Here is a 25,013-nt window from a genome sequence, read left to right as displayed (position 1 = left end):
GGCGGCCGTGGCCCCGGTCGCAGCCCCGGCGGTGGTCGCGGCGGTGGTCGCTGCGGTGGCCGTGGCCCCGGCGGCGGTGGCGGTCAGCGTGGCCGCCACGGCCGTGGCGCAGAGGGCGACGCGTGCGGTCTTGCTGCGGTAAGTGCTCATGAAACGAGGATGGTTGAGCGGTGGGCGCGGCTCCATCCGGTAGCCGGGACGGCCGTTCGGGGGGCTAGCCCCCCGTACGACTCCCCGCCCAACCCCTCGCCGAGCCTCCGCCGAGCCTCCGCCGAGCCTCCGCCGAGACCCTGTCGAGCCTCAGGTCAGACCACCACGACCGCCACCGCCGCCGCGCCCATGAGCACGGCGGCGGAGTGGATGGCCGCATGACCGTAGTCACCCGACCAGAGGTGGCGGGCCAGGCCGCCGATGGCGGTCAGGCCCGCGATGATGCCGATCTGCGCGAGCAGGGTGACGGTGGTGAAGGGGGTCAGCAGCAGGAGCACCGCATTGAGCCAGAACGGGGCCGCGCCCGTCCAGCCCCGCCACTCCCGCACGTCCCGCCACTGCTGCCGGTTCGGCAGGTGCGGCCGGTGCGTCCCCTCCCGGCGGGTTTTGGGTCTTCGGTGGTCCCCGAGCTCTCGGATCGCCGTAACCACCGCGCCGTCACCAGCCTCTCATCCACATGCACGCAAGACGTCAACTCGCAGGCTGTACAGCCTCCTTGGGTGTTCGGGCGGGGACAAGGGCCCGTTCGGCAAGAAATCCGAAAGCCAGGCCGAAAGTGGTCCACATCGCGGCCTGAATGGCGAGCGAGGCGAGCCGGAACTGCCAGACGAGCGCCGCCGGGAAGCCCGTCGGCACCTCGTTGACGCCGGGCAGGAACGCGTAGGCGATGCCCACGGCCACCACGAAGGCGAGCGAGGCGGCGACCGAGGCGTTCCAGTTGCCCAGGCTCGGCGCGAGGCGCCGGCCCAGGATCAGCGCGGCCGCCGCGAGCAGCAGGCCGAGCGCGAGCATCAGGACGTAGAGGGTGGTCCGCTGGACCGTGGTCTCGGGATCCCCGACGGCCGGCGGATTGGCGGGGTACTTGAAGAACGGCACCAGGGTGACGGTGACGAACAGACCGCCGGAGACGAGCAGCGCCGTGGCCCGGGGGCCGAAGCGGCCGATCCGGCCCAGGGCGTAGCAGTAGACGAGCGCGGCGATGCCGCCGAGCGCGATCCCGTAGAGGAGGGTTCCGGTACCCAGCCCGGCCGTGGCCTGGAGGGCCCGGCTGACCGGGGCGGCCTCGCCGCCGTGGTCGTGGGCTCCGGCTTCCTCGATGGCGATCGCCGCGTCGACCTGGGATTCACCGAGGAAGTACGCGACGAGGAACGCGGCGACGCCGGCCAGCAGGCCGGCGAGCATGCCCCTGACGAGGAGCACGCGGGGGGAAATGGGGTTCATGGAGTTTTCGGTCCCTTGCGGATCGGTGGATCAGTGGCAGGGGAAGCCGAGGAGGTGGCGGCCGTCGTGCATCCACTCGTGCACGGTGTCGCCTTCGAAGATCGCGGTGGCGCCCTGCTCGGCGCCGACGAGGTAGAGCAGGACCAGCATCAGGACGCCGGCGAACAGTGCCCAAGGGGCCAGGGTGGAGAGGGAGATGGGTGCGACGGCCAGGGGGGCGGCAGTCGTGGGCACGGCGGAGTCGGCCATGGCAGGAACCTCCAGAGGGAACACGCGTCCCGGTCAGTGGTGCTTGCGACGACGGTGGCGGGTCTGACTTTCCTCCCCCTCCGGGAGGATTCACAGTGGCGCGACCGTGCCGGATTCTCAACCGGACTTCCGTCATACCGTCGTCTTGTCGTCCGTGACCGTACCGCGCTTATGCTCCCCTTATGAAGCCCCCACTCGTACGAGTCCGGCTCGTGAGACCCCCGTTGGACGAGGCGGGGCGCCTGCACCGCTTCCCCTACGGGGATCCGTGCCCGGGGCACGAAGGGCTGCGTGGCCAGGATCACGGCGCCTGGGCCGGGCGGACCATGGAGGACGTGGCCGGTGAGGACCCCGAAGGGCTGCGGCGGTGGATGACCGACACGTCCTACGCGCCCGCGGGCGGCGGGGAGTCGGTCGAGGCCCTGATCGCGCGGGTCGGCGTACACCTGGGCGGGCTGGCGCCGGGGACGCACCGGGCGGTGGTCGGGCAGGGCGTCGTACGGGCGGCCGTGGTGTGGGCCCTGGAGCTGCCGGCGGCGGCCTTCTGGCGGCTCGACGTACGGCCGGGCTCGGTGACGACGCTGACGGGGCGCTCCGGGCGCTGGAACCTGCTCGTGGGGCAGGCGGAGGAGCACGGGGAGCCCCGGGACGGCGTATGAACGCGGAGCGGCCCGGACCCCGCGACTGAACGCGGAGCGGCCCGGACCCCGCGACGCGGTCCGGGCCGAACTACCGTGGGAGCGGAGCGGGCGTCAGGCCACGATCCAGTCGCTCGTCGCGATCACCGGCTGCACGCCGTCGCGGTGCACGGTGCCCTCGATGAGGCCGTACATGCGGTCGGCCGCGAAGTAGACCTCGTTGTCGTTCTTGAGGCCGAAGGGCTCCAGGTCGACGAGGAAGTGGTGCTTGTTGGGGAGGTTGAGGCGCACCTCGTTGACCTTGGGGCAGTTGTCGAGCACGCGCTCGGCCATCTGGTTCAGGGTCTGCTGCAGGGAGTACGAGTAGGTCTCCGCGAAGGCTTCCAGCATGTTCTTGCGGACCTTCTTGTACGCCTGGTCCCAGTCGTACCCGGCGTCGTCGGCGGCGAGCGCCGAGTGCGCCCAGCGCGCGGTGACCTTGGTCGCCAGGATGCGGTCGTACGCCTCCTGCAGCGTCGTGTACTTGTCCTTGATGAAGCCGTGGAACTCGGAGTTGGTCGAGTTCATCACGGTCAGGTCCTTCAGACCCGAGATCACCTGGAGACCGGTGGTCTCGCTGTACGTGATCTGCGCGGTGCGCACCTCGGTGCCCTTGAGGGCGAAGGAGTGCTGCTCCTTGCGCGTCGGGACCGGGATCCGCTCCCAGGCGTACTCCTCGATGCGGATCTGCGCCTCGCGGATCGGGGCCTGGGAGGAGACGAAGTGCTTGGCGAGCAGGATGCCGAAGGCCTCGGGGGAGGCGACTCCGTGCTCCTTGGAGAAGGCGTACACCGTGTTCTTGGTGGTGTCCGTGGGCAGGCAGTTGGCGTTGTCACCGGTGAGGTGGACGTCGCGGAACTCGCCGCGCAGCGCGACGGAGACGTTGAGGTCGCGGATCTCGTGCCAGGAGCCGTCGCTGCCCTTGCGGGTGACCTTGACGATGCGGTTCTCGGCCTTGCCGTACTGGTTCTGGCCGAGGATGTGCTTGCTCATGCGCTGTCTTCCTTCGGGTACTCGGGAACACGGAGTCCGGTTGTCTGGATCCCGTACGCCCGGCGTCCGGCGGACGCGCAGCCCGCCCCCCGCCGTTCGGTCACGCCGATTCCCCGCGTGGACCGCCCCGGGACTGACGTGCATCCCGGTCCGTAGGTGCCTGTTGATTCCAGCACGTCCACATGCCGTTCGTAAGGGCGCGAATCCTCCGAGAACAGGCACCCACGGCTTGGGCAACCGTATGATCTGCGCAGGTCAGACCGTGTGCGCGTCGGCCACCGTGAGGGCCTCGTCGATGATCCGCAGCCCCTTCTCCACGTCCTGCGCCGACACGTTGCACGGCGGTGCGACGTGGATGCGGTTCCCGGCGAGCAGCGGCCACAGCCCGGCCTTCTTCAGGGCCGCCCCGAACTCGGCCATCGGCGCGTTGTCGGCCCCGGCGGCGTTGTACGGGACCAGCGGCTCGCGCGTGTCCTTGTTCCGTACGAGCTCCAGGGCCCAGAACGTGCCCAGGCCCCGGACCTCCCCGACGGACGGGTGGCGTTCGGCGATGGCGGCGAGGCCCGGCCCGAGCAGTTCCGCGCCGGTGCGGGCGGACTGCTCGACGGTGCCCTCCTCCTCCATGACGTTGATCGTCGCGACGGCGGCGGCGCAGGCCAGCACGTGCCCGGAGTACGTCAGCCCGCCCGGGTAGGGCCGGCGGGCGAAGGTCTCCGCGATGGCGGCCGAGACGGCGACCCCTCCGAGGGGGACGTATCCGCTGGTCACGCCCTTGGCGAAGCAGATCAGGTCCGGGGTGACATCCCAGTGCTCGGAGGCGAACCACTTACCCGTGCGACCGAAGCCGACCATGATCTCGTCGAGGATGAGGACGATGCCGAAGCGGTCGCAGAGCGCGCGGACGCCGGCCAGGTAGCCGTCGGGGTGGACGAGAACGCCGGGGGCGCCGCCGACGGTCTCCAGGATGATCGCGGCGATGGACTGCGGGCCCTCGAAGACGACGGTGTCCTCCAGGTGGCGCAGCGCGCGCTCGCACTCCTCGGCGGTGGTGGCCGCGTAGAAGGGCGAGCGGTAGGCGAAGGGGCCCCAGAAGTGCACGACGCCGGCGGTGGCGGTGTCGTTGCCGAAGCGGCGCGCGTCCCCGGTGAGGTTGATCGCGGTGGAGGTGGCGCCGTGGTACGAGCGGTACGCGGAGAGGACCTTGGGGCGGCCGGTGTGCACCCGGGCCATGCGGACGGCGTTCTCCACGGCCTCGGCGCCCGCGTTGGTGAAGAAGATCTTGTCGAGGTCGCCCGGGGTGCGTTCGGCGATCAGCCGGGCGGCCTCGGAGCGCACGTCGACGGCGAAGCCGGGCGCGACGGTGCAGAGCTTGCCGGCCTGCTCGGCGATGGCCGCGGCCACCTTCGGGTGCTGGTAGCCGATGTTCGTGTAGACGAGGGCGCTGGAGAAGTCGAGGAAGCGGTTGCCGTCGTAGTCCCAGAAATAGGAACCCTCGGCGCCGGCCACGGCGAGCGGGTCGATGAGCTCCTGGGCCGACCAGGAGTGGAAGACGTGACTGCGGTCGTCGGCCTTCACGGTGGCCTTTGCGGAGGTGGCCCTTGCTTGGGTGGCCCTGACGGCGGCCTCGCGTGCGTCGGCTTCTGCGTTCATATTCCGAGGGTAGTTGTCCACGATGTGGGATCCGGTGGGGATGAGCGGGAGCGGGTGCGTCAGACGACGTGCCGGCCGCCGTCGACGGTGAGCACGTCGCCGGTCGTGTAGGCGGCGTCGACCAGGTAGAGCGCGGCCTCGGCCACGTCCTCGGGGGTGCCCACGCGGCGCAGCGGGGTGTTCTCCGTGATCCACTCCCGCGAGCTCTCCCAGACCTGGCCCTCGCCCTCGTACCAGGGGGTGTCGATCAGGCCGGGGGCGATCGCGTTCACCCGGACGGCGGGGCCGAGCTGGGAGGCCAGCAGCCGGGTCATGTGATTGACCGCGGCCTTGCTGACGGCGTAGGGGATGGAGCTGCCGAGCGCGCGGGTCGCGGAGACCGAGGAGATGTTGACGATCGAGCCCGGAGAGCCGTTCGCCCCGGATTCCCGCAGGTGGGGGGTGGCGGCGGTGATCAGCTGCCAGGTGCCGATGACGTTGACCTCGAAGATCTCGCGCCAGGCGTCGGCGTCGGCCGCGTCCAGGTCGCCGAGGGGGATGAACCGGGTGACGCCCGCATTGTTGACCAGGATGTCGAGCCGTCCGTACGTGTCGATCGCCGTCCGGACGATGCGCCGCGCGTCGTCGGCGTCCGCGACGTCGCCCCGCACGTAGACCGCGTCGGGCAGTTCGGCGGCGAGCGCCTTGCCCGCGCTCTCGCTGCGCGCCGAGTTCAGGACCACGCGGATGCCGGCCGCGGCCAGCCTGCGGGCGATGGCGGCGCCGATGCCGGAGGAGGAGCCGGTGACCAGGGCGACACGGGTCCCGGCACGTGCTTCGGCTTCGACTCGGGCTTCGGCTCGGGCTTCGGCGCGGGTCTCGGACATGGCATTCCTCCTGGCAGGGGTTCGCTTTCCGCGTGCGGACGGCGGGAGCATAACGCGGATACCGCATGTCGGAAAAGAATTTCCGTTCTACGGAAAGCGATCTTCCTGGGCATGCGGCACGCCCACCCGCGTCAGGAACCCGTCAAGGCCGCGCCACCGGGCGTATGGGCCCCGTCAAGGAAGCCTGCGAGGGGCCGAAAAGGCGTTCCACTCAGAGGTGTCCGACAGAGATGGCTCACATCCGCCTCTCGAAACACCCGCCCTCGAACCCGGGAGCTCACGATGGCCGATCTGGCCTTCGTCGTCACCACGATCACGGTCTTCGCACTGGTGGTCCTCGTCGCCAAGGGGGTGGCCAAGCTGTGAACGCCGAAAACGTCGTCGGCCTGCTGGTCGCCGTCGCGCTGTTGGGTTACCTCGTCGTCGCCCTCGTCTTCCCGGAGAGGTTCTAGCGCCGATGAGTCCCGTTCTCGCCGGGGTGCTCCAGCTGCTCGCGCTCGCCCTGGCCCTGGCCCTCGCCCATCGCCCCCTGGGCGACTACATGGCGCGCGTCTACTCCTCGAAGAAGCACTACGCCCCCGAGAAGTGGATCTACAAGGCGGTCGGCGCGAATCCGAACGCCGAGATGCGCTGGCCGGCGTACCTGCGCTCGGTCCTCGCCTTCTCCGCGGTGAGCGTCCTCTTCCTCTACCTGCTCCAGCGGCTGCAGGGCCACCTGCCCGGCTCGCTCGACTTCGTCTCCATCGAGCCGGACCAGGCCTTCAACACGGCCGCCTCCTTCGTGTCGAACACGAACTGGCAGTCGTACTCCGGTGAGCAGGCCATGGGCCCGCTCCTGCAGACCGGCGGCCTGGCCGTGCAGAACTTCCTCTCCGCCGCCGTGGGCATGGCCGTCGCCGTGGCCCTCGTACGGGGCTTCGCGCGCTCCCGCACCGGTGAACTCGGCAACTTCTGGGCCGACATGGTGCGCGGCACCGTCCGCATCCTGCTGCCGATCTCCGTGATCGGCGCCCTCGTCCTGGTCTCCTGCGGCGCGATCCAGAACTTCTCCGGCATCCACGAGGTCGGGCAGTTCTCGGGAGGCACGCAGCAGTGGAACGGCGGGGCGGTCGCCTCGCAGGAGGTCATCAAGGAGCTGGGCACCAACGGCGGCGGATACTTCAACGCCAACTCGGCCCACCCCTTCGAGAACCCGACCCCCTTCTCGAACCTCTTCGAGATCTTCCTCATCCTCCTCATCCCCTTCTCCCTCACCCGCACCTTCGGCCGCATGGTGGGAAACCTGCGCCAGGGCTACGCGATCCTCGCCACGATGGCGACCATCTGGCTCGGTTTCACCGCGCTGATGATGTGGACGGAGTTCAGCCACCACGGCCCGGCGCTCCAGGCCGCGGGCGGTGCGATGGAGGGCAAGGAGGCGCGCTTCGGGATCGGCGCGTCCGCGATCTTCTCGGTGGCGACCACGCTCACCTCCACCGGCGCGGTCAACTCCTTCCACTCCTCCTACACCGGCCTCGGCGGCGGGATCCAACTGCTGGGCATGCAGCTCGGCGAGATCGCGCCCGGCGGCGTCGGCTCCGGCCTCTACGGCATGCTGATCATGGCGATCATCGCGGTGTTCATCGCCGGCCTGATGGTCGGCCGCACCCCCGAGTACCTGGGCAAGAAGATCGGCACCCGCCAGATCACGTTCGCGGCCTGCTACATCCTCGTCACCCCGGCCGTGGTGCTCGGCTTCACGGCCCTGGCGATGGCCCTGCCCACCCCCGGGCACTCCATGTCCAACGCCGGTGCGCACGGCTTCTCCGAGATCCTCTACGCGTACACCTCGGCCGGCAACAACAACGGCTCGGCCTTCGCGGGCCTGAACGCCAACACCCAGTGGTTCAACACGACCACCGGTCTGGCCATGCTCCTCGGCCGCTTCCTGCCGATGGTCTTCGTACTGGCCCTGGCCGGCTCGCTCGCCGAACAGCAGCCGGTCCCGGCGACGGCGGGCACCCTGCGCACCGAGAAGCCCCTGTTCACCTTCCTGCTCGTCGGCACGATCGTCATCGTCACGGGCCTCACCTACTTCCCGGCCCTGGCGCTGGGCCCGCTCGCCGAAGGGCTCGCCTCATGAGCACCATCACCCCCACCCGAGCCCCGCACGGGGACATGCCCGGCGGTCACAGGGCCGAGCAGGCCAGGATCGGCGGCGGGATCTTCGACCCGAAGCAGCTGCTGAAGTCCTTCCCGGACGCCGTCCGCAAGCTCGACCCGCGCGTCATGATCAAGTCGCCGGTCATGTTCGTGGTGCTGATCGGTTCCGTACTGACCACCGCGCTGGCGGTCTCCGACCCGGGCAACCTCTTCGGCTGGGCGATCACCGTCTGGCTGTGGCTGACCACGATCTTCGCGAACCTCGCCGAAGCGGTGGCCGAAGGCCGCGGCAAGGCCCAGGCCGACACCCTGCGCAAGGCCAAGACCGACACCGTCGCCCGTCGCATGAACGGCGCCGACGAGGAACAGGTCCCGGGCACGGAGCTGCGTATCGGCGACCTCGTGGTCTGCGAGGCCGGCGACATCATCCCCGGCGACGGCGACGTGGTCGAAGGCGTGGCCTCGGTCGACGAGTCGGCCATCACCGGCGAATCGGCCCCGGTCATCCGCGAGTCGGGCGGCGACCGCTCCGCCGTGACGGGCGGCACCAAGGTGCTCTCCGACCGGATCGTCGTCAAGATCACGACGAAGCCCGGCGAGACCTTCATCGACCGCATGATCAACCTGGTCGAGGGTGCCGCCCGGCAGAAGACGCCGAACGAGATCGCGCTCAACATCCTCCTGGCGTCCCTCACCATCGTCTTCCTGCTCGCCGTCGTCACCCTCCAGCCGTTCGCGATGTACGCGCACGCCAAGCAGTCGATGATCGTGCTGACCGCGCTGCTGGTCTGCCTGATCCCGACCACCATCGGCGCCCTGCTCTCCGCCATCGGCATCGCGGGCATGGACCGCCTGGTCCAGCGCAACGTCCTCGCGATGAGCGGCCGCGCGGTGGAAGCCGCGGGCGACGTCTCGACCCTGCTCCTCGACAAGACCGGCACCATCACCCTCGGCAACCGCCAGGCCTCCGAGTTCGTGCCCGTCACCGGCGCCGTCGCCGCCGAGCTGGCCGATGCCGCCCAGCTCTCCTCGCTGGCCGACGAGACCCCCGAGGGCCGCTCGATCGTGGTCCTCGCGAAGGAGAAGTACGGCCTGCGCGAACGCCACCAGGGCGAGCTCGTCGGCGCCGCATGGATCCCCTTCACCGCGCAGACCCGCATGTCGGGCGTCGACATCGACGGCCGCAAGGTCCGCAAGGGCGCCGCCCATTCGATCACCGCCTGGGTCGGCGAGCAGGGCGGTACCGTCGCCCCGGACGCGGGAGCCAGGGCCGACGAGATCTCCGGCGCCGGCGGCACTCCGCTGCTCGTCGCGGTGGAGGACGGGAAGGGCGCCCGGGTCCTCGGCGTCATCCACCTCAAGGACGTGGTCAAGGAGGGCATGCGCGAACGGTTCGACGAGCTGCGGCGCATGGGCATCAAGACCATCATGATCACCGGCGACAACCCGCTGACCGCCAAGGCCATCGCCGAGGAGGCCGGGGTCGACGACTTCCTCGCCGAGGCCACCCCCGAGGACAAGATGGCCCTCATCAAGCGGGAACAGGCCGGCGGAAAGCTCGTCGCGATGACCGGCGACGGTACGAACGACGCCCCCGCCCTCGCGCAGGCCGACGTGGGCGTCGCGATGAACACCGGCACCTCGGCCGCCAAGGAGGCCGGGAACATGGTGGACCTGGACTCCAACCCCACCAAGCTCATCGAAATCGTGGAGATCGGCAAGCAGTTGCTGATCACCCGGGGCGCCCTGACCACCTTCTCCATCGCCAACGACGTCGCCAAGTACTTCGCGATCATCCCGGCCATGTTCGCGGCGGTCTACCCGGGCCTGGACAAGCTCAACGTCATGGGCCTGCACTCCCCCGACTCCGCGATCCTCTCCGCCGTCGTCTTCAACGCGCTGGTGATCGTCGCCCTGGTCCCGCTCGCCCTGAAGGGCGTCCGGTACCGGCCCACCAGCGCCGACAGGATGCTCCGCCGAAACCTCACCCTCTACGGACTCGGCGGCCTCGTCGCCCCGTTCATCGGGATCAAGCTCATCGACATGACCGTCTCCCTCATCCCCGGGCTGCGCTGAACCAGGAGCGTGCTGACACCGCCATGAACAACTCCGTAGGAAACACCGCCCGCCTGCTCGGCGCCGGGCTCCGCGCCCTCCTCGTCCTCACCGTGCTGTGCGGGGTCCTCTACCCGCTCGCCGTCACCGGCATCGCCCAGACCGCCTTCGGCCACCAGGCCAACGGCTCCGAGGTCAAGGACGCGAACGGCACGGTCGTCGGCTCCTCCCTGATCGGCCAGTCGTACGGGGAGGACCTGCGCTGGTTCCAGGGCCGCCCGGCGGCGGGACTCGCCAAGAACACCGTCAACACCCAGTACGAGCTGCTGGTCTCCGGCGCCACGAACAAGGCGGCGGACAGTCCCGAGCTGCTGAAGTCGGTGCGGGAGGCCAAGGCCGAGGTCCTGCTCGACAACACCGTCCCGGGGTACGTCCCGCGGCTCTCCCAGATCCCCGCGGACGCGGTGACCTCTTCCGGCTCCGGCCTCGACCCGGACATCTCCCCGGCCTACGCCGAGCTCCAGACGGCCCGCGTCGCCCAGCGCAACGGCCTCCCGGTGGCGGAGGTCGCGAAGCTCGTCAAGGCCCACACCGCGGGCCGCACCCTCGGCTTCATGGGCGCACCGCGCGTCAACGTCCTGGAGCTGAACACGGCCCTGCGGGACCTCAGGCGGCGAGGGTGACCGGCCCCCCTCCAGCGGGGAACCAGCGGCTGTGATCCACGCCTCTCTTTTCGGAATGACGTGGTGCAGGCCATACAGCATATTGCAGTGTTGTCATTAGACCGAAGGAAGTTCGATCACTGGGGGATGAGGGGGAATCTCATGTACGAGAGCTTCGACGACCGGTTCCGGACCGGACGGTGCATGAACGGCGACGACGCGCTGGAGGTCCTCCACACCGGCTGCCGCTGGGCCGAGGGGCCCCTCTACGTCCCCGCCTGGCGGCAGCTCGTCTGGAGCGACATCCCCAACGACCGGATGCTGCGGTGGGACGAGGAGACCGGGGCCGTCGCCGTCTTCCGGCGCGACGCCGGGCACACCAACGGCAACACCCTCGACCGGCAGGGCCGGCTGGTCACCTGCGAGCAGGGCAACCGCCGGGTGACGCGGACCGAGCACGACGGCACGATCACGGTGCTGGCCGACCGCTGGCAGGGCAAGCGCCTCAACAGCCCGAACGACGCCGCGGTCCGGTCCGACGGCTCGATCTGGTTCTCCGATCCGGACTTCGGCATCACCAGCGACTACGAGGGCTACGTCGCCGAGAGCGAGATCGGCTCCAACAACGTCTACCGCATCGATCCCGGCACCGGTGAAGTCCGCCTGGTCGCCGACTGTTTCGAGGCCCCGAACGGTCTCGTCTTCTCCCTCGACGAGCGGCAGCTCTTCGTCTCCGACACCCGCGGCGGCCTCATCCGGGTCTTCGACGTGCGCGAGGACGGCACCCTCTCCGAGGGCACGGTGTTCGCGGATGCGGCGGCCCGTCCGGGAGCCCGCTTCGACAACCTCCGCTTCGACGACGCCGGCCGGCTGTGGGCCGCCGCCATGAGCGACGGCGTGCACTGCTACGACCCGGACGGCACCCTGCTCGGGCGGCTCCGCGTCCCCGAGACGGTGTCCAACATCGCCTGGGGCGGGGCCAAGCGCAACCGGCTCTTCGTCACCGCCGAGACCAGCCTCTACTCGGTGGTCATGGCCGTCACCGGGACCCATCCGACCGGACCGGGGCGCAGGCCCTGGCTGGACGGCCCCGGCCGGCCCTGAAATCCCGGTGCCGGGCTCAGGACCGCGCTGGCACACTCCCCGCATGGACGCCACCGACGCGGGGGAAGCCCGCCACTTCGTACGCGAGATGACCGAGACCGACATCGACGCCGTCGCCGCCGTGCGCGTGAGCGGCTGGCGCCACGCCTACGCCGGGCTGATGCCGCAGTCCTACCTGGACGGTCTCAGCGTCGCCGGGTACGCCGAGCAGCGGCGTGCCGCCTTCGCCGACCCGGCCGGCGCCGTGACGAACCTCGTGGCCGAGGGCCCGGACGGCGCGGTCCTCGGCTGGGCCGCCTTCGGCCCCGCCAAGGACACGGATCCCGAAGGCGAGGCACCCGACGAGGGCGAGCTGTACGCCCTGTACGCGCGGCCCGACGTCATCGGCACCGGCGTCGGCCGCGCCCTGCTGACCGAGGTGCTGCGCCGGGCGCCCTACCCCGCGGTGCGGCTGTGGGTGCTCGAAGGCAACGCGCGGGCACGCAGCTTCTACGAGCGCGCCGGGTTCCGCCCCGACGGGGGTGCCTTCGTCGACGAGGCGGACGGCTTCCCGGTGCCGGAGGTCCGCTACCGCCGGGCCGCTACGGGCTGAGCGGCCCGGCGCGCGGCGTGGCCGGGGCGGGGCGGGTCGGGCCGGGCCGGGCCGGGTCGGGTCGGGCCGGGTCGGGTCGGGTCGGGTCGGGTCGGCGCGCGCCGGGCGCCGCGCTCACGGCAGCCGTTCCGCCAGCGCCCGGGCCATCGCGACGGTCGGCACCGCTTCCCGCATCCGCCGGTACGGGGTCAGGTCGCGCAACAGCCGGCCCAGTGCCTCGCGTACCGCACGCGACTGCACCGCCGGGGCGGCCGTGAGGAACGCCCGCCAGTGCTCGCAGGCCCGGGTGAGGTGGCCGAGGCGCAGCAGGGTCTCGGCGAGTGCGGCGTGCGTCAGCGCGGTGGCCCGGTGCTGGCCGGGCGCGCGGCCGCGCAGGGACCGCTCCAACGCCTCGGCCGCGGCCGGGAACTCGCCGAGGGCCAGGTGGGTCCGGGCGCGGGCGAAGTCGAGATCGGCCCGGCCGTACGAGTCGAAGGGCCCGTCGGGCGGCTTCACCGCGTGCCGCCCGTACAACCGGTCGGCGGTGGCCAGATCCGCTGCGGCGTCGGCCCGTTGACCGGCGTGGGCGTGCGCGGCCGCGCGCTGGACCAGGAGGAACGCCAGTGTGCCGGGCTCCCCGTCGGCGGGCGCGGTCTCCACCGCCGCCCGGGCGAGCCGCACCGCGTGGGCGGGCTGCCCGAGCCGTCCCGCGTGCGCGCTCATCGCGCGCAGGGTGATGGCGTACATCCGCCGGTCCTCGGCCTGCCGGGCCAGCCCGAGGGCGATGCCGTGGTACTCCTGCGCGAGCCCGTGGTACCCGGCGTCGGCCGTCATCTCTGCGAGCAGGTGCGCGAGTTGGGCGTAGCCCCGCCACACCTCCGCGGCCCCCGGGCCGGGTCCGGGCGCGCCCCGTCCGAGTGCTCCCCGGCTGCGTGACCCGGGCCCCGGGCCGTCCGTGTGACGGGCCGCGAAGGCGCCCGCGTCCTGGGCGAGCCAGGCGGCCAGGGCCGCCCGGGTGTGGACGCCGCCGTGGGTGAGGTAGAGGCCCGAGAAGCTCTGCGCGAGGGCCCTCAACTGCTGGGCGTGGGAGGCAAGATGCCGCCGTGCGGCGAGTTCCGCGATGCCGGTTCCCGTGGCCGCGACCGTACCCGCGGACGTACCCGCGGACGTGGTCGTGGTCGTGGTCGTACGGGTACCCGCAGGCGCGGCGGTCCCGCCCGGGCCGCCCTCCGCCGGATCCCGCTCCCACACCGGGGCCGGCACCGGCGCCGGCTGGTAGGGGCTGCGCAGCAGCGGCGGCCTGCTGTGCGGGTCCGCGTCCGCCCTGGCCTGCAGCGCGAGCCGGAGCAGCCCCTCACTCCCGCGTTCCGCCGCCGCCCGCGCCTCCGGGCCGGGCCGTACGCCGGGGCCCGCCGGGGCCGCCGCGAGGCCCGCCTCCGCCACGGTGACCAGCCGCCCGCACCGCTCCGTCAGCGCCGCCGCTATCAGCTCGGGCACGGGCCGGCGCGGCCGGGTGCCCGACAGCCAGTGCGCGACGGCGGTCCGGTCGTAGCGCAGGGCCAGCCCGTGCAGGGTCCCGAGCGCGTTGACGGCCCTCGCCAGCTCCGCCCCGCTCCACCCGGCCTCGGCCATCAGGTCACCCAGCCGGGCATTGGCCGGCCGCCGCCCGCTCACGAGGACCACCCCCGGCGGCAGTCGGAATTCAACGCTTTCACCACTGCACCCCCTGCATTCCCTTCTCCCCGTCCGCCCCCTGGTGTTCGCTGGAGCCGTCCCCATCGGATTCCACGGACCGGAGAATCATGTCTGCCTCGGAAACGGCCCATCCCTCCGCACCCGCCCCGTACGCATACCCGTTCCCCTACCGGATTTCCGGTGTCGGCGCGCAGATCGGCGAAGTCATATCCGTCGAGGAATGGGCCCGACTCGCGCACATCCCGCACCGGAAGCGGGCGGGGAAGGAAATCAGCGGCACCGACATCGAGCGCATCCTCGGGGTCACCTCCAAGAGCTGGGACCGGGAGCGGTTCGCCTCGCTCGACACCGTCGTCGACGTCGCCCGCGCCGCCCTGCGCTCGGCCCTCGCCGAACCCGAGGACATCGACGCCGTCTTCGTCGCCACGTGCACCCCGTACGAGATCATGCTCGACCAGGACGCCTTCAACCTGCTGCGCCGCCTGCGCATCCCGGACAGCGTGCCCCCCTTCCAGCTCGGCGCCGGCTGCGGCGGGCTCTCGCGCGTCGCCGCGCACCTGGCCCGGACGGGGGCCCGGCGCGCGCTCGTGATCTCGTACAACGCCGCGAGCCCCATCGGGATCGACGAGAACGGCATCATTCCCCAGTACAGCGGCGCGGACGGAGAACATCCCTTCGCGCACACCCTGTGGTGTTCCGGGGCCCTGTTCTCCGACGCCGCGACCGCGCTGGTATTCGAGCGGGACGAAAGCTTCGAGGCCGGACTCGGCTTCTATGCGCGCGATTCCCTCGATTTCGGGGGCGAGCCCGGATTCAGCGATCCGCTCATCCATTACCCCGGCGGCGGCGCCGCCCACCCGCCGGGCTTTCCCGGGTCCGCCGAGCTCTCCGCATTCGGGCTCAACGGACCGGAACTGGCCCGCTATTACTCGCGCGGCATGATGCTGAACCAGCAGACCATGGACGCCCACCGACCCGGTTTCGTGGACGAGGTCCGGCGGATCTACACGCACCAGGCGGGCCCGGCCCTCGTCGAGGACTACCACCAGCTCGCCGGCCTGGACACCCGCAAGGCCCCCGCGCACGCCCGCGAGCTCGGCAACCTGGTCACCTCCGCCACCCCGGTGCTCTTCTACACCGACGTGATCAACGGCCTGGTCGGCGCGGGCGACTCCGTCTGCTTCTCCGTCATCGGGGCCGGTCCCGAGCGCGGAGCCTTCCTCGCACGGGTCGCGATCCCGGGCGAGATCACCGTCACCGCACCGCTGCCGCCCGTCCCGGCCGCCGCCGAGATCGCCGGGGCGGCGAGAGCCGCCGACTCCCCGGGAGCCATCGGAACCACCGCCACCGCCACCGCGTAGGAGCACGCGCCCACCTCCTTCGAAACGAGTCCGCCGTGCACATCGCCCTCGCCGGGGCCACCAGCCCCACCGGCATCCGGCTCGCCGCCGAACTGCTCGGCCGCGGCCACCACCTGACCCTGCTCACCGGAGCCGACGTACGGCAGAGCAGACTCCTGCTGGCCCGTCAGCTCGCGCTGATCGGGCTGTATCCCGAGTACGTGGACCTCCTCGCGGCCCGGCTCGACGCGCGCCGGGGCGCCGAGGTCCTGGCCGTCGCGACACCCGGCTCCGGGGAGTCGTCCGGCCCACCCGCCGGCCGGTTCGACGCCGTCTGGTGCGTGGAGCGGCCCGCCGCCACCGCGGCGGCGCTGCTGCCCCTCGCCTCCGGGGGCGACCGCCGTACGGCGTTCCACCTGGTCACCGTCGGAGACGCCGGTCCGGCCGGGCGGGCGGTCGCCGCCGCGGGCGTACGGGACGGATTCCCGGCCGGGGTGCACTGCCTGGCCCCGACCGTCAGCGACCTGGCCGACCACGCGGAGCTGCCCCGGCCGGCCTTCACCCGGCTCGCCGTCGCCGAGACCGTCCGGCCGACGCCGGCGGGGGCTCCGGCGGCAGGCGCTCCCGAGCCGGGGGCTCCGGCGACGGTCAGCCTGCTGCCACTGGCCCCCGCCGCCCGCGCCCTGGCGGAGGCCGCCGCGGAACCGGGCTGGACGGGGCTGCGCCACATCGGCTGGGTGCACGCCCACCCCACCGAGGCCTCGGCGGTGTCCCGGGCGGTCGGCCAGGAGCTGGCCCCCGGCCTGCTCCGGCGCCTGTCGGAGCTCCAGCCCGCGGCCGCCACGACCGAGCTGGACGGCCCGCCGCTCGGCGCCGGGTACCTCACCCGGGCTGCGGCGCCCGTCCTGCCTTCCGTCCGGCAGCCCGCCCGGCAACCGGCCCGGACACCGGAGCGGGTATGAGCGCGGCGGAGCGCCCCTGGCGGGAGCGACGGGTGGTGGACGGCCTGGCGGACGCCCTGCGGGAGGCCGTCTCGGACCGCTTCCTGGGCAGCGGCCGGACGCTGACGAAGCCGGACCCGACAGCCTCCCCCGTAGGGGAATCCGGGGCGGACCGGACCGGAACGCCGGGAAGGTAGTGGGGTCCCACGACCAGGGCATATGCGTATGGATCATTCATGACCCAAGGACAAGCCGTCCGGACCACCCCCGCAACTCAACTCCACGGCCCGGCACATCGTCCCGCTCGACAGGTTTTCGCATGTGGCGGAGCGTGCCGCCGACCCGACGCGCCCGAGGTGCGCGCTTGACGTTCTCACCCGTTCGGACGCACACCCCGCAGCCCCGGCCCGGCCCCGGCCCACCGGCCGCCATCTGCGAAGACGTGCCCGGGGGAGGCCCGTACGACGATGACGCGCCGTCAAATTTCCGTGTTACGCGCCCCTCCGGGGGCCGGGGAGGGGTCCACTGCTCTCGGGACCGGCCGCCCGAGCCGGACCAGGAGGGATTCCCATGCCCCGCGCCAAGTGGGTGGTCGGCGTACTGACGGTGGCTCTGCTGTGCACCGGCCTCGGGGTGTTGCGCACCACCGAAGGCGGCCGGCCGACCGCCCCGACCGCGGGCGACGCCCTGCCCTCGCGGGTCCTGGGGCTGTCCGGCCCGCGCAGGCTGGCCCGGCAGTTGGAGCACTCCGGCGGACACACCACCGGCAAGGGCTCCCGGCGGCCCGGACGGTCGGGAATCACGGCCCTTCCGGCCTCGCCGCCGCTGCGCCTGCTCATCCCGGCCCTCGGAACGGACGTACCGCTGACGGGCGGTACCGCGCCGAGCGGGTCGGACACCTGGGCGGGCGGTCCGGGCCATCCGGGCGGCCCGTACCCGGCGGACGACCAGCCCGGCGCCGCCGACGCCGAGCCCCCCGTCCCGGACAGCGCCGTGTGGGAGTCGGCGGGCCCCGCTCCGGGGGCGGCCGGCACCGCCGTGGTCTTCGGAGACCTCCCCCGGCTCGGCGAACTCAGGCGCGGGCAGACGATCGAGATCGCGCGCGCCGACCTGCGGACGGCCGTGTTCACCGTGACCCGGGTCTCCCCCGGCGGGATCTCCGGGCGGGGCCTGCCGCCCGGCCGGGCCCAACTCCGGCTGGTCAGCGGCGAAACGGCCGTCCTGGCCCGCCTCACCGGCCACCACCGCACCGTGCGCTGACCGGAGGCCGCCCCCGGAAGACGGACACCCCTGCGGCCACCTGACAGCCGTGGGGGGTGTCTTCGTCCCCCGGTCGGGGGACGCTGCGGTCCCGGTGGAGAGTCCGCCCGCGTGTCGGGGCACACCCTCCGCATGAACGGGACACGGCATGCGCCGACGACACCGGACAGGGCCCTGATGACGGCCCTGACGGTGCTCTGCGCCGTGCTGCTGTGCCTGTTCGGCGTCGGCGGATCCGGTCCGTCCACCGCGACGGCCGAAGGCTCCCGCCCCGCTCCCACCGCCCCGGCCGAGCCCACCGAGGCACCGGCCGATCCGGCCGGCGATCCCGAAGTACGCGTGGCCGTACGGGTGCAGGCGCGGGGAGTCCCCGGCGTGCAGGAACTCCAGCGGCCGGTGTTTCACGTGAAACCTCCCCGGTCCGGCCCCGCGGAGCCGGTCCCGGACCCGACGGGGGCGGTCGCGCCCGCGGCATCCCTGCGGTCGGTACGGAGTGTGGTCCTGCGCTGCTGACCGGGCCCGGAGTCCGAGCAGCAGCACCGCGCGCCCGGCACGGCCGGCCCACCGGGCCCACCCGGTGACCCGGCACACCCGAGTACCCCTGGCGCGCGTCCCCCCACACCCCCGAAACCCCGTGAGGTTCCGCCATGCCCTTCGACCCGTACCTCGCCCTGAACGCCATGCTCCGCGCCGAGGCCGCCCGCTTCTCCCCGCCGGCCCCGCCCGCCCCGCCGGCCCCGCCCGCCCCGCCGGCCCCGACGCCCCCGCCCGCACGCCAGCAGGAACCCGAGTCCGCGAAAACGGCCCGCACCACCGCCCAGCCCGCCGCCGAGGCTCCGGCCGGAGACGACAGGGCCGTGCAGGGCGCCGCGTAGGGGCATCACGACATGAGGCGGCGCCGGTTCCCGCGCCCTCGGCAACGGAGAGTGGTCACGTGAGGTTCGACCACGGAGCGCGGGAACCGGCGCCTCATTCAGTCTCGGTCACCGACCCGTTCCCCACCTCGGTCTTTTGTCCGCATGTGGACCGCCGAAAGTACTGATCCGCCACGATGTCCCCCGTGGCCCGCGCCGGAGCCCCGGCCCCCGCACGCGGCGGGTGGCCGGGGCTTTGGCGTACGCGGCAGGTCCTAGGAGGAGTTGCGCGTGTGGTACCGGTAGTAGGCCGCCGCACCGACGCCCGCGCCGACGAGCAGGCCCAGGCCCGAGCTCTTCAGGATGGACTCGCTGGCCAGGCTGTACAGGTAGCCGAAGGAGATGCCCGCGAAGATCCCGTACGCCGCCGCGCGCGGCTCCTGCGCCAGCCGCGGGCCGATCCTCGCCAGGGCCACCAGGCAGGCGGCGAAGATCGCGCCGCACAGGATCCCGTAGAAGACGTTGCCCGCGTCGACGGGCCCCATCTGACGTTTCATGAAGGCCGCGTAGACGCCGTAGACCAGACCCATGAGCAGCGGTCCCACGAGGGCCGACCTGCTCGTGTGGGCCGCCGCGCCGGACGCCGGCCGCCGGTGCCCCCGGGGGGCGGTGGGTGCCGCATGTGCCATGACGGGCTCCTCTCTCCCATCATCCAGGGCACACCCGCAACCCGGGACCGGCAACCGGAGCAGTCGCCGGCTACGCGCCGGGAGCTGCCCGCACCGCCACCGCGTCGATCTCGAAGAGCATGTCCGGCAGGGCGAGCGCGGCCGCGCCGATCAGCGTCTGGGCGGGCAGTTCGGTGCCCCAGGCGGCGTGCAGGTGCTTCAGGAGGACCTCCAGCTTCTCCTGGTCGTGCCCGACGATGTACGTCCCGATGCGGACCACGTCGCCGAGACCCAGGCCCACGGCCTCCAGGGCGGTACGGGAGTCGCGTCCTGCGCCGTCCCGGCTGGCGGGCGGCGGCCAGCGCGTGGCGCCAGGCCAGTTCGGCCCGGCCCATCGCGTGCGCGATGGCGCAGTCGGCCGCGGGCGCGCCCTCGCCGCCGCCGGGTCCCTGCTGCCGGATCTCCGCGCACCGGAAGGCCTCGTCCGGCCCGCACCACCCGGCCGCAGCAACCCGGCTCGCGCCGCGCGCCCGGCCCCCTTTCCCTGGTGACGTGCGGACCTTCCTCTCGGCGGTACTCATCGCGCTCGTGGCCCTGCTGGTGCCCGCGAGCGCCGTCGCGTACTGGGCCGATCACGAGCTCGGCAGCGCCGACCGCTACACCGCGGCCATGTCCCCGCTCGCCTCGGATCCCGCCGTACAGAACCTCGTCGTCACCCAGGCCCGCCGGGCCCTCTCCGGGCAGATCGACGCCGGCCCCTTCCAGGGCGGCGTCGAAGCCCTGCTCGGCGAAGCCCTGCTCTCCTTCGTCGGCACCCCGGCCTACCGGACCGCCTGGGACGCCGCGAACCGCGCCGCCCACGGCGCCTTCCTCCAAGCACTCACCACCGGTGACGGCAACGCCGTGACCATCGACCTGGCACCCGTGATCGCCAGCGTCAAGGGGGACCTCGTCGACGACGGCGTCCCGTTCGCCGACCGCATCCCCGAGACCCACCTCTCGGTGAAGGTCATGGAGTACGACAACCTCGGCGCGCTCCGGAAGGGCTTCCGCATGCTGCAGATCGCCGGAGTCTGGCTCCCCGTGCTCACCGTGGTGCTGGCCGCGACGGCCATCGCCGTCGCCGTCCGGCGCCGCCGGGCCGTCCTGGCCACCGGGCTCGGGCTGGCCGCCGGGGCCGTCCTGCTGTGGGCGGCCGTGGTCCTGTGCCGCCGCCTCACCCTGGACGACCTGCCGGCCGACGTCGACCGGGCGGCCGCCGAAGCGGTGTACGACGCGCTCACCGCGTTCTTGCGGACCACCGCCTGGGTGGTGCTGGCCGTCGGGCTGACCGCCGCGCTGGCCGCCTGGCTGACCGGCCGACTGCGCCGCACCCCATAAGCTCGGAACGGGCGGATTGGCGGTCAAATCCGTAGAACAATCCTGAGAACAGCCCAGAAGAACCGATTCACGAGCGGCGGCACGGAAGCGGGAATGAGCACCGAACGCACCGAAGACATACCGTCCGGGCGGACCGGACGGACCGGACGGGCCGGGCAGGCAGCGGGGCGGTTCGGTCCGCTGGCCCCGCCCTCCTGGCTGCTGAAGGGGCTGCGGCCGAGTTCCGCGCCGATCCCCTGGGCCGCCGCGCTGCGCGCGGCCGTCGCCCTGGCCCTGCCCCTGGCCGTCGGCTTCGCCGTGGACGAGCCCGAGTACGGTGCGCTCGTCTCGATGGGCGCCCTGTCCGGGGTCATCGGCGACACCGCGGACGCCTACCGGATGCGGATCCTGAACATCGCCGTGCCCCAGCTCTTCGGGGCCGTGGGCGTCGCGCTGGGCACCCTGGTCTTCGGGCACGGCTGGGTCGCGGTCGGCGTCCTCACCCTGATCGCCCTGGTCTCCGGGATGATCTCCTCCATCGGCACGGTGGCCTCCGTCTCCGGACTGCTGCTCCTGCTCAACGCGGTCGTCGGCGCCGGCCTGCCGATGCCCCGGCCCTGGTGGACGGCTCCGCTGCTGCTGAGCGCCGGCGGACTGTTCGTCCTCCTGCTGACCCTGCTGGGCTGGCCGCTGCGCGGCCGGCAGCCGGAGCGGGCCGCCGTCGCCGCCGCGTACCGGGCCCTGGCCGACACCCTGGAGGCCGCGGGCGGCCCGGGACCCGCGTACGAGGAGCGCCGCCAGCAGGTCACCCAGGCCCTGAACCACGCCTACGACCTGGTGCTGGGCCGCCGGGCCCGGGTGCACGGCCACAGTCCCTCGCTCGTGCGGATGCTGGCCCAGCTGAACGTGCTGATCCCTCTCGTCGAGGCCGCGCCCGCCGCGCACCTGCGCCGCAGACCCCTCTCCCCCGCGATCCCTGCGGCCGTACGGGAACTGGCGACGGCGGTCGAGGAGGGCCGCACGCACACCCCCGTACTGGACCTGCCCGCACCCGACGGCCAGTCCGAGCGGGCCATCGACGCCGCCCTGCGGCACGCCGCCACCATCGTCCCGCTGGCCGAGCCGGACATGCCGGACGTCGACGACCGGCTCGGCCGGCCCGCCGCGCTGCGGGTCCGGGCCCGCCGGATCGGGCGCGACATGATGTTCTCCGAGGCCTCCTGGCGGTACGGGCTGCGGCTCGCGCTGTGCATCGGGCTGGCGCAGTCCCTCGTATCGGTGGTGGAGATCGAGCGCTCCTACTGGGTCGCGCTGACCGTCACCTTCGTCCTCAAGCCCGACTTCGGCTCGGTGTTCTCCCGGGCCGTGCTGCGCGCACTGGGCACCGCCGGCGGGCTCGTCGTCGCGGCCGCCGTGCTCTCGGAGGTGCCGCGGGGGTGGTGGGACGTGCCCGTCATGGTGGTCCTTGCAGCCCTCATCCCCATCTTCTCCGTCAAGGGCTACGCCTTCCAGACCGCGGCGATCACCCCGGTCATCCTGCTCCTCTCCGACCTGCTCAACCACCAGGGCTTCGACCTGATCCGGCCCCGGCTGCTCGACAGCCTGATCGGCTGCGCCATCACCCTGATCGCCGGGTACATGCTCTGGCCCGAGAGCTGGCACACCCGCATCGGCGACCGGCTCGCCGACGCCGTGGACGATGCGGCCCGGTACGTGGAGCGCGCCTTCGGCGGCCACCCCGACACCGATGCCGGTCTCCGGGCGGCCCGCACCGCCCGGCTCCAGGCCCGCCGCCGCATCTACCGGGACCTGTCGGGCGTGCGCAGCGAGTTCCAGCGGGCGCTGACCGAGCCGCCGCCGACCGGGGAACGGGCCGCCGCGTGGTGGCCGCTGGTGGTGGCCGTGGAGCGGATCGTCGACGCGACGACGGCCGCACGGGTCCGGGTCAACCACGGCGCGCAGCCCCCGGCCCCCGGTGAGGTCGACGCGATCGCCGAAGACCTCCGCGCCCTGGCCCAGGGCGTCCGCCGCGCCCACACCCCCACCCAGCTCCACCCCGCCCCACCCCCCGAGGTGGACGAAACCTCCGTCCTCTCCCCGGTCCGCCAGGAACTCTCGGCAGCCAGAGCCATCGCACACCCCACGGACAGCTCCCCCTAGCCAGTCCCTGCCGAACCCAGCCCCGCCGACACCTGACGCGCGGGCATCCAGGGGCTGGCCCCAGGCAACAGCGCCGCACACACCCATCGGCCCGGCCCAAACCCAGCCCCGCCGGCGTTCGAGGCGCGGGGGTCCGGGGGCGGAGCCCCGGGTAGCGGGGCCGCGCCGTCCCCCCAATGGCCCCGCCCCCGGGCCCGCCCCGGCCCCACGGGGGAGCATCGGGACATGAGCCTCCGCCGGCGCAGCCGGGCGATCCTCCTCACGGCCGCCACGGGCACCCTGGCGGCCATGACGGGGTGCGCCGACGTGGAGGGCCTCCAGAACGACGGCGACCTCGGCACGGTCCACGCCCCCCGCACCCTGTGGAAGGACATCCACCCCGACCCCCCGGCCCCCGGCCAGCAGACCGGCGCGGCCACCGCCGTCCCCGGTGTCGCCAAGGTCCCCGAGCTGTCCATGCGGGGCGTGAACGCCCTGGACGTCGTACGGGCCGACATCACCGCCGCCACCACCGCCGACGGCGGCACCGGCCGGCTCGTCGACCCCCGGGCGGTCCAGCGCCTCGCGCTCTGCACACAGGCTGTGGACGGCGGCCCCGACTGCCCGGTCCGGCCCGCCGTCCTGGCGGACGTCACGGGCAACGGCACGGAAGAGCTGATCACGGCCCTGGACATCGACGGCCGCGTCAGCGAACTGCGCGTCTACACCGTCCAGGACGACGGCACGATCGCCCGCATCCTGTCCCGGCGCGGGGTCCTGGAGGGCGTGGAGGTCGCCGCCGAGCACCTGGCGGTCCGCGAGCCGACCTCGAACCCGAAGAAGGTCTCCATCTCCGACTACGTGTGGGACCCGGAGGCCGGGATCATGAACCTCTCCCAGCTCACCCTCGACGAGTGCCCGAACCAGGGCGACGCCTCCCCCTGCCCGCCCCCGGGCACCGGCACGGGCACGGGCGCCGGCACGGGCTGAGGAGGCCGCGATCCCGATGCTCCCGACGAGCAGCCTGCGCTGGAAGATCGCCATGACCACCACGGCCGTGTGCTGCGCCGTCGCGGCCGCGCTCGGCATCCTCGTGCACAACGTGGTCGCCCGCCAGCTCGTCGGGGAGGTCCGCAAGGACGTGGACCGGGAGCTGGACTACGCCCTGAGCCAGTACGAGTACGGCACCACGCACGGCGACGGGAACAGCGCCCTCGACCCGCCCGGCCTCCCGGCCCCGCTGCGCGAGCTGGTCGCGCGCGGACTGACGGGCAGCATGACCGGCACCCAGGACGGCAAACCCGTCATGTGGGCGGCCGGACCCGCCGACGGCAAGCCGCTCGCCGTCTGGGTCCCCTACGAGAGCACCCGCACCCGGCTCCGGGAGACCGACGCCGCCATCCTGGTCTCCGCCGTTCTCGCCGCCGGCGTGGTGGCCCTCGCCGGTCTCTTCCTCGCCAACCGCATCAGCCGCCGGCTGGCGACCACGGCCGCCGTGGCCCGCCGGATCAGCGCCGGGGACCTCGACGCGCGCGTCGGCTTCCCGGCCACCGGGGAGGGGCCGCGCCCGCGCTCCCGCGACGAGGTGCGGGACGTGGCACAGGCCCTCGACTCGATGGCGGCCTCGCTCCAGGCCCGGCTGGAGGCGGAGAAGCGGTTCACGGCGGACGTCGCGCACGAGCTGCGCACCCCGCTCACGGGATCCCTGGCCGCGGCCGCGCTGCTGCCCGAGGGCCGGCCCAAGGAGATGATCAACGACCGGCTGGGGGCACTGCACCTGCTCACCGAGGACCTGCTGGAGATCTCCCGGCTGGACTCGGGCGTCGAACGGGCCGAGCTCGCGCGGGTGGAGCTCGGCCGCGCGGTGGAGCGGGCGGCGGCGAGCACCCGGCTGCCCGTCGCGGTACGGATCGAGCGGGACGCGGTGGTGCTCACCGACCGGCGCCGCCTCGACCGGATCCTGACAAACCTGCTGGTCAATGCCCACAAGCACGGGCAGCCGCCGGTCGAAGCGACCGTCACCGGCCCGCTGGTGACCGTACGCGACCACGGGCCCGGCTACCCGGCCGAGCTCATCGAGCAGGGCCCACGGCGCTTCCGCACCGGGGATCCGGGACGCGGCCGGGGCCACGGGCTCGGCCTGACCATCGCCGCCGGGCAGGCAGAGGTGCTGGAGATCGAGCTGCGCTTCGCCAACGCCCCCGACGGTGGCGCGGTGACCACGCTCCTGCTGCCCGTCGGGCGCCTGCCGGAAGGCAGTTGAGGGGCGGGGGGGGGTGTGTATTAAGAAAAAGATAAACCCCCCGCGCCGCGGGCAAGAAAGCCCGCGAAGGGGGCGGGGCCGGGCGAAGAGGGGT

The 25,013-nt window shown here is 72.9% G+C and carries 25 protein-coding genes and 1 pseudogene; 17 read left to right on the top strand and 9 right to left on the bottom strand.

The genetic code is table 11. The annotated features are described in order from the left end of the window. Nucleotides 1-305: 305 nt before the first annotated feature. From ABZY57_RS24555 to ABZY57_RS24545, 3 genes are all read right to left on the bottom strand, one after another. Nucleotides 306-539, bottom strand: coding sequence for a hypothetical protein (locus ABZY57_RS24555; RefSeq protein WP_356515303.1), 234 nt, complete (start codon nt 537-539; stop codon nt 306-308). Between the two features lie 142 nt (nt 540-681). Further along, nucleotides 682-1,431 (bottom strand): CbtA family protein, encoded by a 750-nt coding sequence (locus tag ABZY57_RS24550; protein WP_356515301.1) that lies wholly within the window; start codon nt 1,429-1,431, stop codon nt 682-684. Nucleotides 1,432-1,461: 30 nt separating this feature from the next. Beyond that, nucleotides 1,462-1,680, bottom strand: a complete 219-nt coding sequence (locus tag ABZY57_RS24545) for a CbtB-domain containing protein (protein WP_356515299.1) — start codon at nt 1,678-1,680, stop codon at nt 1,462-1,464. A 182-nt stretch (nt 1,681-1,862) separates the two neighbouring features. On the opposite strand from ABZY57_RS24545, the gene ABZY57_RS24540 reads away from it, so the two are divergent. Continuing rightward, nucleotides 1,863-2,339: a histidine phosphatase family protein gene (locus ABZY57_RS24540; RefSeq protein WP_356515297.1), complete on the top strand. Its 477-nt coding sequence runs from the start codon at nt 1,863-1,865 to the stop codon at nt 2,337-2,339. 93 nt (nt 2,340-2,432) lie between these two features. Here the strand turns inward: ABZY57_RS24540 and pucL are convergent, their stop codons facing one another. The 3 genes from pucL to ABZY57_RS24525 all read right to left on the bottom strand — a co-directional run bounded on the left by pucL (nt 2,433) and on the right by ABZY57_RS24525 (nt 5,866). Then, nucleotides 2,433-3,350: a factor-independent urate hydroxylase gene (gene pucL / locus ABZY57_RS24535; RefSeq protein WP_356515295.1), complete on the bottom strand. Its 918-nt coding sequence runs from the start codon at nt 3,348-3,350 to the stop codon at nt 2,433-2,435. A 255-nt stretch (nt 3,351-3,605) separates the two neighbouring features. Then, nucleotides 3,606-5,000: an aspartate aminotransferase family protein gene (locus tag ABZY57_RS24530; protein ID WP_356515293.1), complete on the bottom strand. Its 1,395-nt coding sequence runs from the start codon at nt 4,998-5,000 to the stop codon at nt 3,606-3,608. 59 nt (nt 5,001-5,059) lie between these two features. Next, nucleotides 5,060-5,866, bottom strand: a complete 807-nt coding sequence (locus tag ABZY57_RS24525) for an SDR family oxidoreductase (protein ID WP_356515291.1) — start codon at nt 5,864-5,866, stop codon at nt 5,060-5,062. Nucleotides 5,867-6,228: 362 nt separating this feature from the next. On the opposite strand from ABZY57_RS24525, the gene kdpF reads away from it, so the two are divergent. The 6 genes from kdpF (at nt 6,229) to ABZY57_RS24495 (ending at nt 12,421) form a co-directional block, all read left to right on the top strand. Then, nucleotides 6,229-6,318: a K(+)-transporting ATPase subunit F gene (gene kdpF, locus ABZY57_RS24520; protein ID WP_215024204.1), complete on the top strand. Its 90-nt coding sequence runs from the start codon at nt 6,229-6,231 to the stop codon at nt 6,316-6,318. A 5-nt stretch (nt 6,319-6,323) separates the two neighbouring features. After that, on the top strand, nt 6,324-7,988 hold the full coding sequence (gene kdpA / locus ABZY57_RS24515) for a potassium-transporting ATPase subunit KdpA (protein WP_356515289.1): 1,665 nt from the start codon (nt 6,324-6,326) through the stop codon (nt 7,986-7,988). Further along, nucleotides 7,985-10,084, top strand: a complete 2,100-nt coding sequence (gene kdpB / locus ABZY57_RS24510) for a potassium-transporting ATPase subunit KdpB (RefSeq protein ID WP_356515287.1) — start codon at nt 7,985-7,987, stop codon at nt 10,082-10,084. The genes kdpA and kdpB overlap by 4 nt, the downstream gene beginning before the upstream one ends. Before the next feature lie 23 nt (nt 10,085-10,107). After that, complete coding sequence (gene kdpC, locus ABZY57_RS24505; protein WP_356515285.1) at nt 10,108-10,746, top strand: potassium-transporting ATPase subunit KdpC; 639 nt, start codon at nt 10,108-10,110, stop codon at nt 10,744-10,746. A 126-nt stretch (nt 10,747-10,872) separates the two neighbouring features. Beyond that, nucleotides 10,873-11,829, top strand: a complete 957-nt coding sequence (locus ABZY57_RS24500) for an SMP-30/gluconolactonase/LRE family protein (protein WP_356515284.1) — start codon at nt 10,873-10,875, stop codon at nt 11,827-11,829. Between the two features lie 43 nt (nt 11,830-11,872). Further along, nucleotides 11,873-12,421, top strand: a complete 549-nt coding sequence (locus ABZY57_RS24495) for an N-acetyltransferase (RefSeq protein ID WP_356515282.1) — start codon at nt 11,873-11,875, stop codon at nt 12,419-12,421. 114 nt (nt 12,422-12,535) lie between these two features. On the opposite strand, the gene ABZY57_RS24490 is transcribed toward ABZY57_RS24495, so the two are convergent. Beyond that, nucleotides 12,536-14,074, bottom strand: coding sequence for a hypothetical protein (locus ABZY57_RS24490; RefSeq protein ID WP_356515280.1), 1,539 nt, complete (start codon nt 14,072-14,074; stop codon nt 12,536-12,538). Nucleotides 14,075-14,202: 128 nt separating this feature from the next. Here ABZY57_RS24490 and ABZY57_RS24485 point away from each other — a divergent pair, with 128 nt between their 5' ends. The 6 genes from ABZY57_RS24485 (at nt 14,203) to ABZY57_RS24460 (ending at nt 18,511) form a co-directional block, all read left to right on the top strand. Continuing rightward, entirely contained in the window at nt 14,203-15,456 is a 1,254-nt protein-coding gene (locus ABZY57_RS24485) for a 3-oxoacyl-[acyl-carrier-protein] synthase III C-terminal domain-containing protein (protein WP_356515278.1), read from the top strand. 35 nt (nt 15,457-15,491) lie between these two features. After that, the gene (locus ABZY57_RS24480; RefSeq protein WP_356515276.1) at nt 15,492-16,397 is read left to right on the top strand and encodes a hypothetical protein; all 906 of its coding nucleotides are present in this window, start codon (nt 15,492-15,494) and stop codon (nt 16,395-16,397) included. Next, nucleotides 16,394-16,573 carry a hypothetical protein gene (locus tag ABZY57_RS24475; protein WP_356515274.1) on the top strand — a complete coding sequence of 60 codons (180 nt, stop codon included), beginning with the start codon at nt 16,394-16,396 and terminating at the stop codon, nt 16,571-16,573. Before ABZY57_RS24480 ends, ABZY57_RS24475 begins: the two co-directional genes overlap by 4 nt. A gap of 373 nt (nt 16,574-16,946) precedes the next feature. After that, nucleotides 16,947-17,636 carry a class F sortase gene (locus ABZY57_RS24470; RefSeq protein ID WP_356515272.1) on the top strand — a complete coding sequence of 230 codons (690 nt, stop codon included), beginning with the start codon at nt 16,947-16,949 and terminating at the stop codon, nt 17,634-17,636. A 132-nt stretch (nt 17,637-17,768) separates the two neighbouring features. Then, the gene (locus tag ABZY57_RS24465; RefSeq protein WP_356515270.1) at nt 17,769-18,149 is read left to right on the top strand and encodes a hypothetical protein; all 381 of its coding nucleotides are present in this window, start codon (nt 17,769-17,771) and stop codon (nt 18,147-18,149) included. 134 nt (nt 18,150-18,283) lie between these two features. After that, nucleotides 18,284-18,511 (top strand): hypothetical protein, encoded by a 228-nt coding sequence (locus tag ABZY57_RS24460; RefSeq protein ID WP_356515268.1) that lies wholly within the window; start codon nt 18,284-18,286, stop codon nt 18,509-18,511. Between the two features lie 254 nt (nt 18,512-18,765). On the opposite strand, the gene ABZY57_RS24455 is transcribed toward ABZY57_RS24460, so the two are convergent. Together ABZY57_RS24455 and ABZY57_RS24450 are read right to left on the bottom strand one after the other, a co-directional pair. Next, complete coding sequence (locus tag ABZY57_RS24455; protein ID WP_356515266.1) at nt 18,766-19,179, bottom strand: hypothetical protein; 414 nt, start codon at nt 19,177-19,179, stop codon at nt 18,766-18,768. Between the two features lie 70 nt (nt 19,180-19,249). After that, nucleotides 19,250-19,477 (bottom strand): annotated as a pseudogene (locus tag ABZY57_RS24450) (Rid family hydrolase); the annotation flags it as partial. 233 nt (nt 19,478-19,710) lie between these two features. Here ABZY57_RS24450 and ABZY57_RS24445 point away from each other — a divergent pair. The 4 genes from ABZY57_RS24445 (at nt 19,711) to ABZY57_RS24430 (ending at nt 24,919) form a co-directional block, all read left to right on the top strand. Further along, nucleotides 19,711-20,538 (top strand): hypothetical protein, encoded by an 828-nt coding sequence (locus ABZY57_RS24445; RefSeq protein ID WP_356515264.1) that lies wholly within the window; start codon nt 19,711-19,713, stop codon nt 20,536-20,538. A gap of 93 nt (nt 20,539-20,631) precedes the next feature. Continuing rightward, nucleotides 20,632-22,677 (top strand): FUSC family protein, encoded by a 2,046-nt coding sequence (locus ABZY57_RS24440; protein WP_356515262.1) that lies wholly within the window; start codon nt 20,632-20,634, stop codon nt 22,675-22,677. 225 nt (nt 22,678-22,902) lie between these two features. Continuing rightward, nucleotides 22,903-23,646, top strand: a complete 744-nt coding sequence (locus tag ABZY57_RS24435; RefSeq protein ID WP_356515260.1) for a hypothetical protein — start codon at nt 22,903-22,905, stop codon at nt 23,644-23,646. A gap of 16 nt (nt 23,647-23,662) precedes the next feature. Then, complete coding sequence (locus ABZY57_RS24430) at nt 23,663-24,919, top strand: HAMP domain-containing sensor histidine kinase (protein ID WP_356515258.1); 1,257 nt, start codon at nt 23,663-23,665, stop codon at nt 24,917-24,919. Nucleotides 24,920-25,013: the final 94 nt, after the last annotated feature.

Origin of the sequence: Streptomyces sp. NPDC006450 (assembly GCF_040612195.1) — a bacterium.
Taxonomy (GTDB): Bacteria; Actinomycetota; Actinomycetes; order Streptomycetales; family Streptomycetaceae; genus Streptomyces.
This window is presented reverse-complemented; position numbering and strand designations above follow the sequence as displayed.